The following is a 17,604-nucleotide window of genomic DNA, read 5'->3' as shown; positions in this document are numbered from 1 at the left end:
TAAGGATATTAAATGTCAAAAAATAAGGAGGTTAAGCCTCATATCTTTCTTGGCCAAAATGCTAAATCAGCGAAATATACCTATCCTGGTACTGTAGTAGTAAATAGAAATGTGCCTGCGCAAAATCGCCAACAACATGGTAATCAGCTTAAATCTCAATTAGATCAACTCACTCAAGCACAAAGTGATATTAGCGAATTAGCTGAAAATTACGATCTAGAATCAAGTCTTGGCATCCAGGTAGCATTTGAGAGTTTTCCAGGCGTAGAGATGGCCGTTGAAAGCCTTGCCGACGCTCAGCAAGGTATTGAACTACTAAACGTTCGTTATACAGGAAACCAAGTATGTGCCACGATTTTTGTACCACAGGGCAAATTAGCAACGATAGATAAAAAGCTTCAGGCTTACCTCGAGCATAAAAAAGATATAAATGGTAGACCGATAGATAATCAAAAGTTGATTGATGCCATTCAGACATTTAAGGTTGCGGCATTGGATGCTCTGTGGACTGATGATAGCGACCAGCTTCCAAAAGATATTAATGAGACATTTTGGTGGGAAATCTGGTTGCCGGTTTTGGATGATAGGCAAGCGGTAATTCATGATTTCAAATTGCTCGCTAAAAGTGCAAATATTCAAGTCTCTGATCAAATACTCGAATTCCCGGAACGCTCAGTTTTGCTTGCTAAGGGATCGAGACGGAGTTTTTCTAGTAGCGTTTTATTGTTGAGCAAAGTGTCCGAGTTGCGAAGAGCCAAGGAGACTGCGGCATTTTTTGATGAGTTACCTCCTGAAGAGCAACAAGCCTGGACTGAAAATCTGCTTATGCGATTATATGTTCAGGACGACAATACGCCCTATGTGTGTATTCTTGATACGGGAATTAATATTGGTCACCCTCTTATAAAACCCTTTATCACCGAGCAAGATCAATTTTCAGTTGATTCCGAGTGGCTCCCCACAGATGATGACGGTCACGGTACTGGAATGGCAGGGCTAGCTATATGGGGGGATTTGGCTGAGTCGCTAAGCAGTTCGGAACAAGTTCAAATTAATCACAGAATTGAATCGGTCAAACTTCTTCGATATTCAGGTGATAACGAAGGAAAACATCATGGAATAATTACTGCTGATGGCATTTCTCTTCCCGAGATAGCAAATTACGCTCGTACACGAGTTTTTGCAATGGCTTTGTCCTCCATTGATGGAAGAGACCGAGGGAAACCTTCAGCATGGTCAAGTACTGTTGACAGCTTAGCCGTAGATTATTTAGGTGAAAATCAAAATCGAAGGCTTATTACCGTATGTGCAGGGAATACAGGCCAAGATCTGACTGCTCTAATGGGATAATACCCTGCTTATAATGAACTTCAAGATATTCATGATCCAGCACAAGCTTGGAATGCGCTTACTGTCGGAGCATATACACATAAAGCTCTTATTACAGAAGTTACAGGAGGTGTTTATAATCCTCTAGCTCCTTTTGGAGGTCTATCACCCTACAGTACCACTTCTGTTTTATGGAATAAAAAAATGCCAATAAAGCCAGAGGTTGTATTTGAAGGAGGTAATGTTGGTATAGATCAATACAGTTGTGCCGGATTTGCTAGTTTAAAATTATTAACAACACATTATCGCGCAATTGAACGGCATTTCTCTACTTTTGAAGCTACTAGTGCAGCTACCGCTCTAGCAGCTAAATTTGCAGCAGAAATCTACGCACATTATACAGCATTATGGCCAGAGACTGTCAGAGCATTGATAGTCCATTCCGCGGAGTGGAGCGATGCTATGAAGCAACAGTTTAATAATGGTTCTACGGATAGACAGAAAGCTCAGCATCTGGTTCGTTGTGTCGGATTTGGTATTCCTAAATTGGAAAGAGCGTTGTGGAGCACGAATAATTCACTCGCGTTGATCGTTGAAGACGAGCTCCAGCCTTATCAGAAAGAAAATGGTAAGTCGCCAAGCACTCGGGATATGCACTTGCATGAGTTACCATGGCCAAAAGATAGTTTACTGGAGCTTGGTGAAGTTGAAGTCGAAATGACGGTCACATTGTCGTATTTTATTGAGCCCAACCCCTCAAGCCGAAACGTTACGGGTAAGTACAGCTATCCCAGTCATCAGCTACGGTTTGATGTGAAGCGCCCCAGAGAATCTGTCACAGATTTTCAACGTCGACTTAGTCGGCATGCTCATGATGAGGAAGAAGGAACGAGCAGAGCACCAAGTGACCCAAACTGGCTATTAGGTGACTTTCGGCACAGAGGTTCAATTCATAAAGATGTATGGAAAGGTACAGCAGTTGAGCTTGCCGAACGTGGACAAATAGCTATTTATCCGGCAATGGGGTGGTGGCGTACACGAACTAAACTGCAAAGATGGGATAAAAAAGCTCGATATGCATTGATTGTGTCTATTGCAGTGCCTGAAGTTGACGTAGATTTATATACAGAAATTACACATCAAATCGAAACGGTAAATTTAATTACAACTTAAATAATAATTATAAAATTACCATATATCGTTCCTACTTTTGATATTAGAGGCAGGAAGGTTGCGATGTTGGTGCGGTAGGTTTACTACTGATATATATCCTGCTCAAACTCTAATTTATCAGTATTCCTACTTATAGAAATCCGACCAGAACTATATACAATGGCCGCCTACATAAGAAATCCAGCTTGGCTCAATATCAATAAATAAATATCGCATCAAGTCAAGCCGCCCTTTACACTAGCGCTCCGCTAGAAGCCGCTTATTTTGGTAGTTAGTTAATGGTAACGAGAAGAGAGACGATGTCTTGGATTGCCTGAGTTTCAGGATATTGGTGTAAAACGCTTCGTTTTATGCCTTTCTATCTCATGGAGGGGACAATTTGTTTCACTTGTGTCAACTTAACTTAAAAGGAAAAAAGCAATGAACAAACGTATTAGTTTCGTCCCTGCATTAGCCCTTGGTATGGTTGTGTTATCAGTTCCCACCCTAGCGACTGCGGTGACGACTATCGATGTGGTAGATGAAGCTCGTCTTGTCGGGAGGGCCGCCGTCATGTCAGTTGAGATCACTTGTGATTTAGGTGCCAATAGTTTCCTCGCTGGCACAACTGGGATAATCATTCAACGTACTAGGTCTAATGTTATTATTGGAAGTGGCGATTTGGATCAGACACCAATAGATTGCGATGGTACACCTCAGACATTCCAAATCGCTGTATCGAGCGCCAGATTCCGTCCAGGTCCGGCCACCGCGCAAGCGTCTACCATCGTCTGCAATCGCACTCCTTTCACTTGCGAGTCCGCACAAGACTCAGAAGAGATACAACTTGTTGAATAATTAGGATAACTAAGGAAGGGGAGATAGCGATATTTCCTCTTTTAAACTGTTGCTTAATTATGACCTTGCCGCAAGTGCATTGCTTCAGTATCTAGCTGAGCCTCGCATCTATGTTCAATTTTCTTCCAACTCCACCCAGTCAATCTGTTTTTCAACGATTGTGCTCAATTCCTGCTGTCCCAGCGATTCGACCATCTTGAGTTCCGAACTTATTTGTTCCAACTGTTCCAGATGCGCCACCAACTCGAATAGATCGGTTTGATTTGTATTTTTCTTGCGTTTCCTCATGTTTCTTCGTATCAACACCCGGTGTAGTATCAGGGCGCTAATCTTACTGCCAAATCGCTTTTGAGATAAGGGCAAAGAGCAGAATTGATCATTCTAAATTTCAAACAGGCTTGCGTAAGTCCTGGTTATTTAAGGTTTCGATTAGCCGCTATCGGCCAGAATGAGCCAGTTTCAACTCTCGAAATAACGCTGGAGTGATTGCTGAGCATCTGAGATCAGGCTGAAATGCAGAACTGTAAAAATATTTTGATGGCCGAGATGGAGTGACTGTCCCCATCGTCGCTGTCAGCCATTGCTCATGCTTATAGTCATCATTTATTGACACTGTGTCATCGGGTGCCCATAATCGGCCGCCGCTGGGCGTAACGGACAACTGAATTTTTTATTTTCCATCCTCCAAGCATTTCTGCTTCAGATTCTGGACTCGTTTGTCCGCCATGCTTCGTATGGCTCTTGACAGATTTCACATGATCGAGGATCAAACATGCAATTTCATAATTTTAAAATCGGCCTTTTCGCCGCATTGCTGTCCGGCTTAGGCCAAGCCGGAGTTTCGATTGCCGCGGTGGATGATGCAGGTAAGGACAACCATAACCTGAATGCCCCCTTTTACCTGAATCAAAACTGGAATGACGAAGAACGGCGCAGTTTCTATTTCACGCCGCAAGGATCTTACCTTCTGCCCTATGAGTGGTTTCTGGCGCTGGAACAGCCCGATAAAGACGAGCTGTTCATCAACCCAAAATACATCGAGCAGTTCGGTTATCTTGCCGATGACGAGCCCTATACGCCCAGCAATCCAGATGGATTGCCGATCGGATTCGCCAGGGAACCGGTAGACAATGGCGAGGATTGGGTCGGCATGACTTGCGCCGCCTGTCATACCGGCGAAATCCGTTATCGGGGCCAGACTATCCGCATCGATGGCGCGCCGACGCTGGGCGATTTCACTATGTTTTTGAAGAGCCTGATCCAAGCGTTGCGTGTGACACTGGAACAGCCGGAGAAATTCGATCGTTTCGCCCAGGCTATATTGACCGATCCCACAGACGCTGCCAAGGCTGCATTGCAGGCGCGAGTATCCGACCAACTGACCTGGCTGGGGCAGTACGACGCGCGCAGCACGCCCACGCATCCATACGGTTATGGCCGCGTCGATGCGTTCGGCATCATCATGAACGAAGTCTTTGGCCGCGATCTGCAACAGCCGGACAATGTCCGCGTACCCGATGCGCCGGTCAGTTATCCATTCCTGTGGACCTCGCCGCGGCTGGACTGGGTTCAATGGAACGGATCGGCCAATAATCCGTTTGGCCGCAATGTCGGGGAGGTGCTGGGCGTATTCGGGCACGTCAATCTGACCGGTCCGCTTGACGGGCTGGGCAAAAGCACGGCAAGGCAGAGAGAGCTGTTTGATCTCGAGAAACGGGTAGGCAGCCTGACATCGCCTAAATGGCCGGTATTGGCGCTGGGCCCGATCGATAGCGAAAAGGCCGCCCGCGGGCGCGTGTTGTATTCGACATCGCGCGGCGGCGAGCCTAGCTGCGAGGCCTGTCATTCATTACCGGATGCGAACGGGCTCTATCCGATGACGCCGGCGGACGAGAACTTATTCGGCGTCAGCTTTATCGAAACGCAAATGACCCCGCTCGATGAGATCGGCACCGATCCGGCAACGTCGCTAAACTTTGCCACCCGCAAAGCGAACACCGGCAGTCTGGCGCCGTTACTGCCGGCGCCTTTCACCGGGGCAACGGAGCTTCCAGCGCCGGTGTTATTGTCGACACTGGTCGGCATGGCCGTATCCAACGGCATCGCCGATGCCTATCCGCCGTTCAGCCCCGCGGAAAAAGCTGAGCTGATCGGCTACCGGCTCAAGGCGCAGGGCTTGCCTCCGTATAAGCCGAAAAATCTGCTTGCCTATCGCGCCCGCCCGCTGGGTGGCATCTGGGCAACCGCACCGTATCTCCATAACGGCTCGGTGCCGAATCTGTACCAATTGCTGTTGCCGCCTAGTGAACGTCGGAAAATGTTCTATGTAGGAAGCCACGAGTTTGATCCGCAAGCAGTCGGTTTTCGTTCGAAACCGGGCCAGCATGCCTTCAAATTCGATGCGAGCCTGCCCGGCAATCTGAACGCGGGGCATTATTATGGAACCGATCTTACCGATGACGAGCGCTGGGATCTGATCGAGTTTCTGAAGACTTTATAGCACCTCAGGGAGCGACATGCAGGTACCGTCGGGCCTGCATGTCACTGGTGTTGTCATTGGCGCAGGTGCCTTGTACCGAGTCGCAGTGCGCCCGGTCCAAAAAGAGCCAGCACGGTAAGGACATTGTTCATAGCCTTTTTCATGCCATTGCACTCAGGCCGGTCCGCATGAGCCATGTTTTCCGGAAAAATCAGGGAGGATCGAGGCCGTGCTTTTTGTGCATTCGGCAAATCTTGCCTTCAAACAACCACGCGAGATCAGGACATCTCTTTGTTCCAGCACAAAAAGCTTTTTACCGGCACGATTTTCATTAAACGGTCATATTCACGCTATAGCATTGAAATTTTGCAACTTACGTTTTTGACTAGAAACCTATGGTTTTAGATTAAGGACTTGCACGGTTGGCAGCTATCGGCAGATAACATCCGGGAACTTTATGACATTGAGAATTGCGTTTATCAGCGATGCATGGCATCCACAAATAAATGGCGTTGTGACGACCATCTCAAACACCTGCGCAACCTTGGAGCGATCGGGACATCGGATCAAGCTCATTACCCCGGATCAATTCAAGACAGTTCCCTGTCCGACTTATCCTTCCATCCGGTTGGCGCTTGGCTGTTATAAAAAATTGAAAAGCCAGCTGGATGAATTCAAACCTCAACGCATCCATATTGCCACGGAAGGGCCATTGGGAATCGCGGCGAGGCGATATTGCCTTAGCCGGAATCTGGCGTTTACCACATCGTTTCATACCTTATTTGCAGAATACGTCAATTTGCGCTTTAAAATCCCTGTATCGTGGGGTTACGGCTTTCTGCGCTGGTTTCATGCGCCGGCAAGAAAGATCATGGTGGCTTCGCCCTCCGTAGAATCGGATCTGATTGCCAGGGGATTCAAAAATAGCATGGTCCGTTGGTCTCGCGGCGTGGATACCGATCTTTATTACCCAAGGAATAAAGCTTTCTTATCACTGTCTCGCCCCATATCGATGTTTGTCGGAAGAGTCGCTGTTGAAAAGAACATCGATGCTTTTTTATCCGCTGATCTTTCAGGAACAAAAATTGTGGTGGGGGATGGGCCGCTGCTGAAAGAGCTCAAAGCCAGATTTCCCGAAGCGGTTTTTGTCGGGTTTCAAACTGGCGAATACTTGGCCAGCTATATGGCGGCCGCGGATGTATTTGTTTTCCCTAGCCTCACCGATACTTTCGGCATTGTTATGCTGGAGGCGTTAGCCAGCGGCATCCCTGTTGCGGCTTTTCCGGTAAGAGGGCCTATGGATGTGATTACCAGCGATAAGGTAGGGAGGCTTGATCATGATTTAAAAAAGGCCATTGCTGAGGCTTTGCAATTAGATGCGCAAGACTGTCGAAATTATGCCTTGAACTATTCCTGGGCTAATTGCACCGAGCAATTTTTTAATAATCTTGTCCCGGTTTCGGACTAGTCCGAATAATGAATGTTGGCGAATTGGACTAACATCATTGCTGCGTTGCTTTTCATGCCAAAAGCAGAGAAGATACGCGGAAATTTTAAAAATATTATTTAAAAGGAATTTGCATGAGCATAGAGACAAAACACCTTCTCATTGAGGAGATTCTCTCGGAGTGGAAGAGCAGGATTGGAGATGACTACCTCGGCTATAGAGGGCATGTATACCGCGTATTCAATTTCTGCTTGGCGCTTCATTCCTGCACAGAAGAAGAAAAATCAAAACTGGCTATCGCGGCATGCTTCCATGATATCGGAATCTGGTCAGACCATACGATGGACTATATCTCGCCATCGGTCGCTCAGGCAAAACAGTATCTATCCAATGCAGGGCTTCAGGCCTGGTCTGATGAAATTGGCTTAATGGTCGAATTTCACCATAAAGTACGCACTTATGGCGATGAGCGTTATCCCCTGGTTGAGCTGTTCCGAAAGGGCGATCTCGTTGATTTCTCACTTGGCTTCTTCACATTCGGACTTCCGAGGCGCTATATCAGGCAGGTCAAGAAAGCCATACCGAACAGTGGATTTCATAAATTTCTCATGCAAGGGGCAACAGACTGGTTCTCCGAGCACCCGCTAAGTCCGCCGCCTTTTATGAAGTGGTAGCACAGCCAAGTCATTCAAGCCGATACTGCTTTGCGGTTCGGCTTAATGTCGAATATTATTTCCTTTAGGAGAATCTCTGTGAGCCGTACCAACTCTATCTGCCTGATGGCGGAGTACAACGAATGGATGAATGCCAGACTGTATGAGGCTGCCATAAACCTGCCCATCGAAGCGCTTAATGCCAATAGAAACGCATTCTTCGGCTCCATTCTCGGAACACTTAACCATTTGGTCGTTGCAGACACCATTTGGCTGAAGCGTTTCGCCGCCCATCCTGCCAACTATGCAGCACTCGATATGATACGAGATCTGCCAACCCCAGTAAGCCTTGATCAGATGCTCTTTACAGACATTCAAAGCCTTTCAAAACACCGGAAGTTGCTTGATCAGACCATCATGGAATGGGCGCATTCGATTGCCGAACACGATCTGGGCTACGTCCTGAGTTATTCAAATATGAAAGGCATACCCGCGCAGAAGAACTTTTTCAGCCTTGTCATGCATTTCTTCAACCATCAGACCCACCATCGCGGCCAGGCAACGACTCTTCTCTCGCAAGCCGGTGTCGATGTCGGCGTCACGGATTTGCTCGCTCTCATTCCCAATGAAACCGTGGCATAATTTATTTACGAATTCCTGGATTAATCATTAAAAAAGCCGGCAATCATTTAGGGCGATTGTGTTTGGGCTGGCAACATCTTCCTTCGCGCCTGATTAAAACTCAGTCCGCTAATTTCGCCTTTTTGCATGGATTGCCCCAGGGAATAGGCCAGCGCCGAAGCCAGTACGCGCGAATAGAAGGGCAAGGCCGCTATGTAAACAGGCAGTATGTCGTCAATGTATTCAGCCGTTTTCAGTTTTTGATCGAAGTGCTCCCGCTGCTGCGTGATTTCCACCATGAGCTGCCGGTCGCCCCGGCATTGCTCCGATAATTCCAGCGTCCAGGTCAGATCCGTTTGCAATTTGCAGGCGCCGATAAACTGACCGTATTTTGAAGGCGACCACTCTTCAGGCGCGATCAGAGAAAGCCCATACATCCCATCCTTCCGGTATAGCCAGTAAGTCCGGCCGACAACCGGTTTGAATTTGATCCGGCTGTTCAGCACGAAAAGCGAGGTGAACAGTTCATTGGCTATCTGCAGGATGTCCTTGGCAGGTACGGTCAGTCCTTTTTGGATCTGCATCAGGCTTTCCAGAGTCGGAACGAGCCCTTTGCCCTGAGGGTTCGGAGATTTGGCAGTCATAGGTTATAAAGCAGTCATTCAGTGATGTTGAGTAAGGTTTTTTACCACGAAGATCACGAAGAAAAAATAGATAACTTCGCGGCCTTCGTGTTCTTCGTGGTTTTTAATGATTGCCGTAACGACATTTCAAGCTTGTTTGCGGATGTCCTGCAGGCTGTCCCTCGGCGGCATGACGACGCGGGAGCAAGCGTCGGTCAGTTCCTGGTAAACCGTTTCGGGATTGGTCTCGTAACGCCTGGAAAAATGGAACGGCACCAGTTGTCTGACATCGGCGGCGGTTGCGATCCGGCCGCAGGCCTTTGTTGTCAGATGGCCAGTCCTGCGCGCCTGTTCGCGGTCGGCTTCGAGGAAAGTGGATTCGCAGAACAAGATGTCGGCATTGCGGGCCAAGGCGGTCAGGGCGCTTCGATTAGCTTCCGTGTCGGCCAGATCGGTCGCATAGACCAGTTTTTCGCCGGGCGTGACGGTCACGAGCCGGGCGCCGAGTTCTGCCGCCTTCCGGCTGGTATGGTCGGGCAATAGGATCTGCGCCTCTTTATCGCCTTCGGCCAGGCATTGCTTGAGCCGGTTAAGCCAGGGGCCGGCGCTCAGACCATGAGCTTTCAGAGCATCCTGATCCACATTGAGTTTTGCTTTGCTCTCAAAGGCATAGGCCTGCACCGGCGTGCCGTGATCGAGCGTGATTGTGCGGACGCTGAACAGCGGATCGTCGACGAGCAGGCCGTCAGTGACGCGGATTTCCGGCAAATCTTCACGGTCTTGAAAACCGGCCTGAATGCGTGCCTGCTTCAACTGATCGCCATGCACCTCGGCGATTTCGAAAGCCGGTCCGGTCATCCCGATCCTATCCCAGAGAAATCCGCTGATCAGTCCCTGAATGTGGCCGATCAAGCCGGGCGGACCGAACAGCCGGCAGGCAGGAAAGTCACCGACGCGGGAGCGCAACAGCCAGAGGAAGCCGCCGATATGGTCGATATGGGCATGGCTGATGAACACATCGCTGATTTGATGGGCGATTCGGGCCGGCAGCCTGCCCGAATCGCCCAGGTCGAACAGCAGGCTCCGTTGTTGTTGGCGCAACCGCAGATGCAGCAGCGGATCGTCGAAGACGCCATTGACCAAGGCGGCGTACGCACCGTTCAGCTTGGCTACCGGGCGTGGGCCGCCGCTGTAGTTGGTTGTCGGATAAGGCAGGGCATCGGTTGGTGGCAGGTATTGCAGCGCACTGGATGAAAACGGTTCGGCGCTGCCGAGCAGGCCGCTTTTTTCAGTACGTGCATCGCGCACCAGCAACACATCGGTTGTCGCCGAGGCTGCAGGCAGTCGGACATTTAGCTTCCCGCTCTGCAGGGCGACGATCTCGCCGATGGCCACGGTACGGTCGGCATCGATGAAGGCGCATTGGCGGCCCGGCCAGGCATCGGGCACGTCAACGGGCGGCGGAGCGCCGATCAGCCGGATGTAAGACAGGTTTAACGTTTTTTCATGCGAGGTGTCGAGATAGGCCCGCCATGTCCTGGTTCTGTTTCGGGTCCGGGCCTTTTTGCCGGGCCGGCGGGCTTCGGGATGGGCATGAACCGCCATGACGCAAACCGGCAGCGCCAGCAGTTCGTTCAGCAACGGCACCTGCTTGGACTGCCGCCCCAGCATCAGTACGGTATCGATGTTCAATAATTCGACCATGCCGGTCAGCAGCTCCGAGCCGGCAATGCCCCGGATCACGCCCGGCGCATCGATCAGCAGCAAACCGGGCGGCGCTTGATTGGTCAGCCTGTTTACGGCCGTTATCAGCGGCAGGCGGAAACGGCCCGCATCGAGCGTGCACAGGGCTTCAAAAGCCAGCACGCGCCAGCCGGCCTCCTGCCATTGTCCCAGAGACACGGTGCCGGGCAGGCCGAAGCCGGGCGATCCGGGATCGGCAGTAATGCAGGAGCAGGTCAGGCCATGAGAGACGATGATGCGCGCCAGTTCGGCGGTCAGTGTGGATTTGCCGATGCCGGTTTCTCCGCACAGCAAAATCCGCTGTCCGCCAGCCAATAGCCGGTCGGCGAGCTCTGAAGGTTGATAGGGCAATAACGGCAATGAATGGGGCATGGCGATTACCTGTGCGGGATCGGTTTGGAGCTATTGACAGTGGAGGCTGCCGTCCGTTCTAACGGCAACCTTGGCATCGCCGACTTTCATGTAGCGCCCCAACCGATTAAAACTATTTTAAGCGGCAAGCCTTAAACTCTGCGTATTTTGCTGACGGATGGGCTTGAAGACCGGTGATAAACAAAGAAGGCAGAGTGTTTCCGGCAAATAATTCGGTAAGTGCATGAGGCCAAACTGGTCTATAATATCCCTTTCTTCAAAGAAGGAAATGTCGAAATTCAATGATATGGCACAGGCTATCACGGGCAATCAGCCCTCTCGCTACCTTATCGTTATTTTGGCTATTCTTTATTTTTTCCGCGCATGGTCTGAAGTTACCAGACCTGCCTGTCCTTGAGTAAGCACCTTTGATTAACATTTTTAGCGCTGTGGATTATGCCAGAAAATTATTCTTATGACCGTGATTACGCCCTGGATGCCCTGAAAGTCCCGCCCAATTCCATCCAGGCCGAGCAGTCGGTGCTGGGCGGATTGATGCTGGATAATCAAACCTGGGATTCAGTCGCGGATAAAATAGTAGAGACTGATTTTTACAGGAAAGATCACCGGCTGATTTTCAAGGCCATCGCGCAACTGGCCGAAAAACAGATTCCTTTCGATGTCATCACACTGTCCGAAGCGCTGGATGCCATAGGCGAACTGGAGAACGCCGGCGGTTTGGCCTATCTGGGCATGCTGGCCAGGGACACGCCCAGCGCCGCCAATATCGTCGCTTATGCCAACATTGTCAGAGACCGCTCGGTATTGCGGCAGCTGATCCATGTAGGCACCAATATTTCCGATTCGGCGTTTAACCCTGAAGGCCGCGATACGGCCGAGCTGCTCGAAAACGCCGAGCGCCAGGTCTTCGAAATCGCAGAACAAAAGCAGCGCGGGCAGGGCGGCTTTCAGTCGATCAAGACCTTGCTGGCGACAGCCGTCGACAAGATTGAAACGCTGTTCGAACAGGAAGGCAACATCACCGGCGCCAGCACCGGCTTTGCCGATTTCGATGAGATGACGTCGGGCCTGCAGTCGTCCGATCTGATCATTGTGGCTGGTCGGCCGTCGATGGGCAAGACCACGATCGCCATGAACATGGCCGAGAACATCGCCATCAAGGGCGACAAGCCGGTGGCCGTGTTCAGTATGGAAATGCCCGGCGATTCATTGGCCATGCGTATGATGTCGTCCCTGGGCCGCATCGACCAGCACAAGGTCAGAACCGGCAAGCTCGATGACGACGAATGGCCGCGCCTGACTTCCGCGATCAATCTGCTGGCCGAAACCAAACTGTTCATCGACGATACGCCGGCCCTGACGCCGACCGAAGTCCGCTCCCGGGCCAGACGACTCGTACGCGAGCATGGTCCGCTGGGCCTGATCGTGATCGACTATTTGCAGCTCATGCAATCGCCCGCCAGCGGCGACAACCGCGTGCAGCAGATTTCCGATATCTCCCGAGGGCTCAAGGCCCTGGCCAAGGAACTGGAAGTGCCGGTCATCGCCCTGTCCCAGCTCAACCGTAACCTGGAACAGCGCCCGAACAAGCGGCCGGTGATGTCGGATTTGCGTGAATCAGGCGGTATCGAGCAGGACGCCGACTTGATCGTGTTCGTATACCGCGATGAAGTCTACAACCCGGACAGCCCGGACAAAGGCATCGCCGAGATCATTATCGGCAAGCAGCGTAACGGACCTATCGGCACGGTCAGATTGACCTTCCTCGGGCAATATACGCGTTTTGAAAATTTCGCCGGCAATCCCTATGGCGATGACGATTATGAATAACCCTATAGATAACTTGTACCCGGGAGGGTATGAATGACAGCAGCAGCCTATGCGGTACTTGATTTGGATGCGTTTCAGCATAATCTGGCGAAAGTGCGCAGCTGCGCGCCCGGCGCCAAGGTCATGGCGGTCGTCAAGGCCAACGGTTATGGTCACGGCGTGCTGCGAATCGCTGAAGCTCTGCAAAGCGCCGATGCTTTTGCCGTGGCGCGCGTCGACGAAGGCATTCGCCTGCGCAAGGCCGGATTCAGCAACAGGATCGCCGTTCTGGAAGGCTTTACCCGCGCCTCAGAGGTGGATGATCTGCTGGAGTACCGGCTGGAACCGCTGCTGCATTCCCTTTATCAGCTCGACATCCTCGAAAACCGGAAAGAGCAGGAAGCCCTGATAGCCTGGCTGAAAATCGACACCGGCATGAACCGGCTGGGTTTTAAAGCCAAGGATATTATTGCTGTCTACGAGCGCTTGCAGCGTTGCGCCATTCTCCGGCACCCGGTCAATTTAGTGACGCATCTGGCCAGCGCCGACGATAAAAATGACGATAAAACGCTGAAACAGATCCGTCTGTTCAATGAGACCGTGGCATCCTTGCCCGGCCAGCGCAGCATCGCCAACTCGGCCGGCATCTTGGGCTGGCGAGAGTCATTGGCCGACTGGGTGCGGCCGGGCGTCATGCTCTATGGTATTTCGCCGTTTCCCGACAGCACGGGGCAGGAATTGGGGCTCAAGGCGGTCATGAGCCTGCACTCGCGGTTGATCGCGGTCAAGCCGGTTCTGGAAGGCGAAACCGTCGGTTATGGCGGCAATTGGATGTGCAAGAGGAACACGACGCTGGGTGTGGTGGCTATCGGTTACGGCGACGGCTATCCCCGCTATGCCAAACCCGGAACGCCGGTGTTGGTCAACGGCAAGCGCGTGCCGCTGATCGGCCGGGTATCCATGGATATGATTACCGTCGATCTGTCCACTCAGCCGGACGCAAAACCCGGCGATCCAGTGACCCTGTGGGGCGAGGGATTGGCTGTTGAGGAAATCGCCCGATGCGCCGATACCATTCCTTATACGCTGGTGTGCGGCATTACGCCGCGCGTACAGATTATCGAGGGCGCGCCGGACCATAAAAAATAGCTGGTGCTGCTCAGCTTCGGGTCGAATACACTAAAGGGCACAAGTGAATTTGACCCTACACGCGCATCATGCGGCCGGGCGATTTTAGGTTTTGACATTGAGGTTGCGTCAAGCTGCAGCTTGGCTGGATTGGAGAAGTTCGCTATATCGCCGAAAAATTGATTCCTTCATAATATCGCTTCTTAATATCAAGGTCGCGAAAGTCGGCATGAATTACTCATCCTATCCGTTAATCCTGCATCATGGCGCCGTTACCGGCGTGACGGGCTCCTGCCATGAGTTGCAGATCGACCGGGCCAATTCCGTGCTGATCGACTGCGGCTTATTCCAGGGCTTGGAAGCCTCGCCGGGCGGTGCCAATTACAACCGCCTGGCCATTGACTATCCGATTGCGTCCGTGCGGGCGTTGCTGGTCACGCATTGCCATGTCGATCATGTCGGGCGGATTCCCTATCTGATGGCGGCGGGTTTTCAAGGGCCGATTTATTGCTCCGAATTGACGGCCGAGTTATTGCCCCTGGTGCTGAAAGATGCCGTGGAAGTCGGTTTGGCGCTTGATAAAGAGCTGGTGCGTCAGTTTCTGGACGTGCTGAAGGCCCGGATCGTTGCCGTGCCTTATGGCGGCTGGCAGACGATTCTGTTAGCGGGAGACGGCAGCGTCGGTCTCCGGGTCAGATTCAAGCCGGCCGGGCATATTCTGGGCTCGGCTTATATCGAATGCGATGCCGAAACGCCTTCCGCCAGACAGCGCGTTGTCTTTTCCGGCGACCTGGGAGGCCCCTACACGCCTTTACTGGCGGCGCCGAAGTCGCCTTATCAGGCCGACGTGCTGATTCTGGAAAGCACCTATGGAGACAGAAAACACGTCAATCGCCGCCAACGGAAAGCCCTGCTGAAGCAGCACATCAAGCGCAGCCTGAAAAACAGCGGAGTGATCCTGATACCGTCCTTCAGCATCGAACGCACACAGGAGTTGCTGTATGAGCTTGAAGACATCATTTATCACAGCCGGAATGAGCCCGTGGCGAAAGGATTGGCCTGGGGCGAGATCGAAATCATTGTCGATTCGCCGCTGGCCAACAAATTCACGCAGGCCTATAGAAAGCTGAAAGCCTTCTGGGATGCAGAGGCCCGCGCCAGGATCGACGCCGGCCGTCATCCGTTGTCGTTTGAACAATTAACGACCATCAACAGCCATCAGGATCATCTGAATGCGCTTTCATATTTAAAACGCACGGCCAATCCATGCATCGTGCTGGCAGCTAGCGGCATGTGCAGCGGCGGACGCATGCTCAATTATCTGAAAGCCCTGATCGAAGACCCGCGAACGGACATTCTGCTCGCCGGCTTTCAGGCCGAGGGCACGCTCGGCAGAACGATTCAGCAAAACGGACCGGCGCACGGTCAGGTCGAGCTGGATGGTCATAGTTATAAGATCAATGCCGGCGTTTATACGCTAGACGGCTACTCCGCGCATGCGGATCAGGATTCGCTGGTCCGTTTCGTCACGCGCATGCGCAAAAAGCCGCAGGAAATCAGGCTCGTGCATGGCGAACCAGAGGCCAAGCAAACCTTGCAGCGTTTGCTGCAGCAGAAAGTGCCTGACTGTCGGGTCATTATTCCTTAATATGCAGGCATGAATCGCCGTCATTTCCTTCAATGCCTGGCTCTGCTTGGGCTGTCGGGTTGCACTGGCCGGCCTGCCGATCTGTATGATCTGCCCGAGTTCGGCAATGCGACACTGCTGCACTTTACCGATTGCCATGCCCAGCTGTTGCCGGTCTATTTCAGAGAGCCTGCGGTCAATATCGGCGTCGGCGAAAACAGGAACAAGCAGCCGCATTTGACCGGCCGGCAATTTCTCGATTTTTACGGCATCAAGCCCGGCAGCGCCGAAGCTTATGCCTTCACGCATCTGGATTTCGCTGAAATGGCTGCTGTGTACGGAAAAATGGGCGGCTTTGCGCATCTGGCGACATTAATCAAACAGATCCGGCAGGCGCGCGGCCCTGAAAATACCTTGCTGCTGGATGGCGGCGACAGCTGGCAGGGCTCGGCCACGGCTTTATGGACCAAAGGACAGGATATGATCGAAGCCTCGAATCTGCTCGGCGTCGATATCATGACGGGGCATTGGGAGTTTACATACGGCAGCCGGCAGGTATTGGACAATATTGCCCGGTTCCGGGGCGAATTCATCGCGCAGAATATCGCCCTGACCGAAGAAGCGCAGTTTGCTGGCGATGCCGAAACCGATGCCGTATTCAAACCGTATGTCATCAAAGCCTTCAGACAGGGCAGGGTTGCCGTTATCGGACAGGCTTTCCCCTATACGCCGATTGCCAATCCAAAGCGGTTTACGCCGGACTGGCAGTTCGGCATTCAGGAGCAAAAGCTGCAGCAGACCATCAATCAGATCAAGGCCGCCAAGGAGGCCGACGTGGTCGTGCTGCTGTCCCACAACGGCACGCCGGTCGACCTGAAACTGGCATCGCGCATGTCAGGTCTTGATGTGATTCTCGGCGGTCATACCCATGATGGGCTGCTAAAGCCCATACCGGTCAGGAATGCCGGCGGGACAACCTGGGTTACAAATGCCGGCAGCCACGGCAAATTTCTGGCTGTGCTGGATTTGGATATTCAGTCCGGCCGGCTCAGGGATCTGCGTTACCGCCTGTTGCCGGTATTCTCGAATCTGCTGGCACCGGACAAGGACATGCAGGCGCTGATTGACACTATCAGGCGGCCTTATTTGGCGCAATTACAGCGGCCGCTGGCGGTCTCTGATGAGCTGCTTTATCGGCGCGACACGTTTCGCGGCACATTCGACCAGCTGATTCTGGATGCCCTGCTTGCCGTCAATGACGCGCAGATCGCCCTGTCACCGGGTTTCCGCTGGGGCGCAACGTTGCTGCCTGGGCAGACCATCACTTTCGAGGATGTCATGAACCAGACCGCGATTACTTATCCTGAAACCTATGTCAGAACCCTGGCGGGGCGGGAGTTGAAAGCGATTCTGGAAGATGTCGCCGACAATTTGTTCAATAAGGACCCTTATTATCAGCAGGGCGGCGATATGGTCAGGGTAGGCGGCATGACCTTTGCCTGCGATCCCGAAGCGGAATTCGGCCGGCGAATTAGCCGCATGCGTCTGGCTAACGGAGAGGCTTATGCGGCGGATAAATCATACAAGGTCGCCGGCTGGGCCAGCGTAGGGCAGACTGATGTAGGAAGGCCGGTCTGGGATGTGGTTGCTGACTATTTGCTAGATAGAAAGACGGTCGGGGTTTGATTAAGGAAAGGCCAACCTTGTTTTAAACACTCAGCATAAATGATCAAACAAAGTACTCCTATCGACACAAGACTACA

At 52.0% G+C, this 17,604-nt stretch carries 12 protein-coding genes and 1 pseudogene; 10 read left to right on the top strand and 3 right to left on the bottom strand.

Features of this window, described 5'->3' with window-relative positions; all coding sequences use genetic code 11:
* Positions 1-12 precede the first annotated feature (12 nt).
* Positions 13-2,502, top strand: a pseudogene (locus tag ACTNE6_RS16615) (S8 family peptidase).
* 420 nt (positions 2,503-2,922) lie between these two features.
* Complete coding sequence (locus tag ACTNE6_RS16610; protein WP_442497532.1) at positions 2,923-3,339, top strand: hypothetical protein; 417 nt, start codon at positions 2,923-2,925, stop codon at positions 3,337-3,339.
* Positions 3,340-3,453: 114 nt separating this feature from the next.
* Here the strand turns inward: ACTNE6_RS16610 and ACTNE6_RS16605 are convergent, their stop codons facing one another.
* The gene (locus ACTNE6_RS16605) at positions 3,454-3,627 is read right to left on the bottom strand and encodes a hypothetical protein (protein WP_194970021.1); all 174 of its coding nucleotides are present in this window, start codon (positions 3,625-3,627) and stop codon (positions 3,454-3,456) included.
* A 484-nt stretch (positions 3,628-4,111) separates the two neighbouring features.
* Here ACTNE6_RS16605 and ACTNE6_RS16600 point away from each other — a divergent pair, with 484 nt between their 5' ends.
* The 4 genes from ACTNE6_RS16600 (at position 4,112) to ACTNE6_RS16585 (ending at position 8,560) form a co-directional block, all read left to right on the top strand.
* Entirely contained in the window at positions 4,112-5,839 is a 1,728-nt protein-coding gene (locus ACTNE6_RS16600) for a di-heme-cytochrome C peroxidase (protein WP_442497531.1), read from the top strand.
* A 436-nt stretch (positions 5,840-6,275) separates the two neighbouring features.
* Positions 6,276-7,286 (top strand): glycosyltransferase family 4 protein, encoded by a 1,011-nt coding sequence (locus tag ACTNE6_RS16595; RefSeq protein WP_442497530.1) that lies wholly within the window; start codon positions 6,276-6,278, stop codon positions 7,284-7,286.
* Between the two features lie 113 nt (positions 7,287-7,399).
* Positions 7,400-7,939, top strand: a complete 540-nt coding sequence (locus ACTNE6_RS16590; RefSeq protein WP_442497529.1) for a hypothetical protein — start codon at positions 7,400-7,402, stop codon at positions 7,937-7,939.
* A gap of 78 nt (positions 7,940-8,017) precedes the next feature.
* On the top strand, positions 8,018-8,560 hold the full coding sequence (locus tag ACTNE6_RS16585; protein WP_442497528.1) for a DinB family protein: 543 nt from the start codon (positions 8,018-8,020) through the stop codon (positions 8,558-8,560).
* 47 nt (positions 8,561-8,607) lie between these two features.
* On the opposite strand, the gene ACTNE6_RS16580 is transcribed toward ACTNE6_RS16585, so the two are convergent.
* Complete coding sequence (locus ACTNE6_RS16580) at positions 8,608-9,123, bottom strand: DUF2452 domain-containing protein (protein ID WP_442497527.1); 516 nt, start codon at positions 9,121-9,123, stop codon at positions 8,608-8,610.
* Positions 9,124-9,309: 186 nt separating this feature from the next.
* Positions 9,310-11,277, bottom strand: a complete 1,968-nt coding sequence (locus ACTNE6_RS16575; RefSeq protein WP_442497526.1) for a Clp1/GlmU family protein — start codon at positions 11,275-11,277, stop codon at positions 9,310-9,312.
* A 435-nt stretch (positions 11,278-11,712) separates the two neighbouring features.
* Between ACTNE6_RS16575 and dnaB the strand changes: the two genes are divergently transcribed.
* The 4 genes from dnaB (at position 11,713) to soxB (ending at position 17,527) form a co-directional block, all read left to right on the top strand.
* Entirely contained in the window at positions 11,713-13,107 is a 1,395-nt protein-coding gene (dnaB, locus tag ACTNE6_RS16570; RefSeq protein ID WP_331815597.1) for a replicative DNA helicase, read from the top strand.
* Between the two features lie 33 nt (positions 13,108-13,140).
* Positions 13,141-14,235, top strand: a complete 1,095-nt coding sequence (alr, locus tag ACTNE6_RS16565; protein WP_442497525.1) for an alanine racemase — start codon at positions 13,141-13,143, stop codon at positions 14,233-14,235.
* A 208-nt stretch (positions 14,236-14,443) separates the two neighbouring features.
* The gene (locus ACTNE6_RS16560; RefSeq protein WP_442497524.1) at positions 14,444-15,862 is read left to right on the top strand and encodes an MBL fold metallo-hydrolase RNA specificity domain-containing protein; all 1,419 of its coding nucleotides are present in this window, start codon (positions 14,444-14,446) and stop codon (positions 15,860-15,862) included.
* Positions 15,863-15,871: 9 nt separating this feature from the next.
* Positions 15,872-17,527 carry a thiosulfohydrolase SoxB gene (gene soxB, locus ACTNE6_RS16555; RefSeq protein ID WP_442497523.1) on the top strand — a complete coding sequence of 552 codons (1,656 nt, stop codon included), beginning with the start codon at positions 15,872-15,874 and terminating at the stop codon, positions 17,525-17,527.
* Positions 17,528-17,604 lie beyond the last annotated feature (77 nt).

It is taken from the genome of Methylobacter sp. sgz302048, assembly GCF_052162025.1.
Taxonomy (GTDB): domain Bacteria; phylum Pseudomonadota; class Gammaproteobacteria; order Methylococcales; family Methylomonadaceae; genus Methylobacter.
This window is presented reverse-complemented; position numbering and strand designations above follow the sequence as displayed.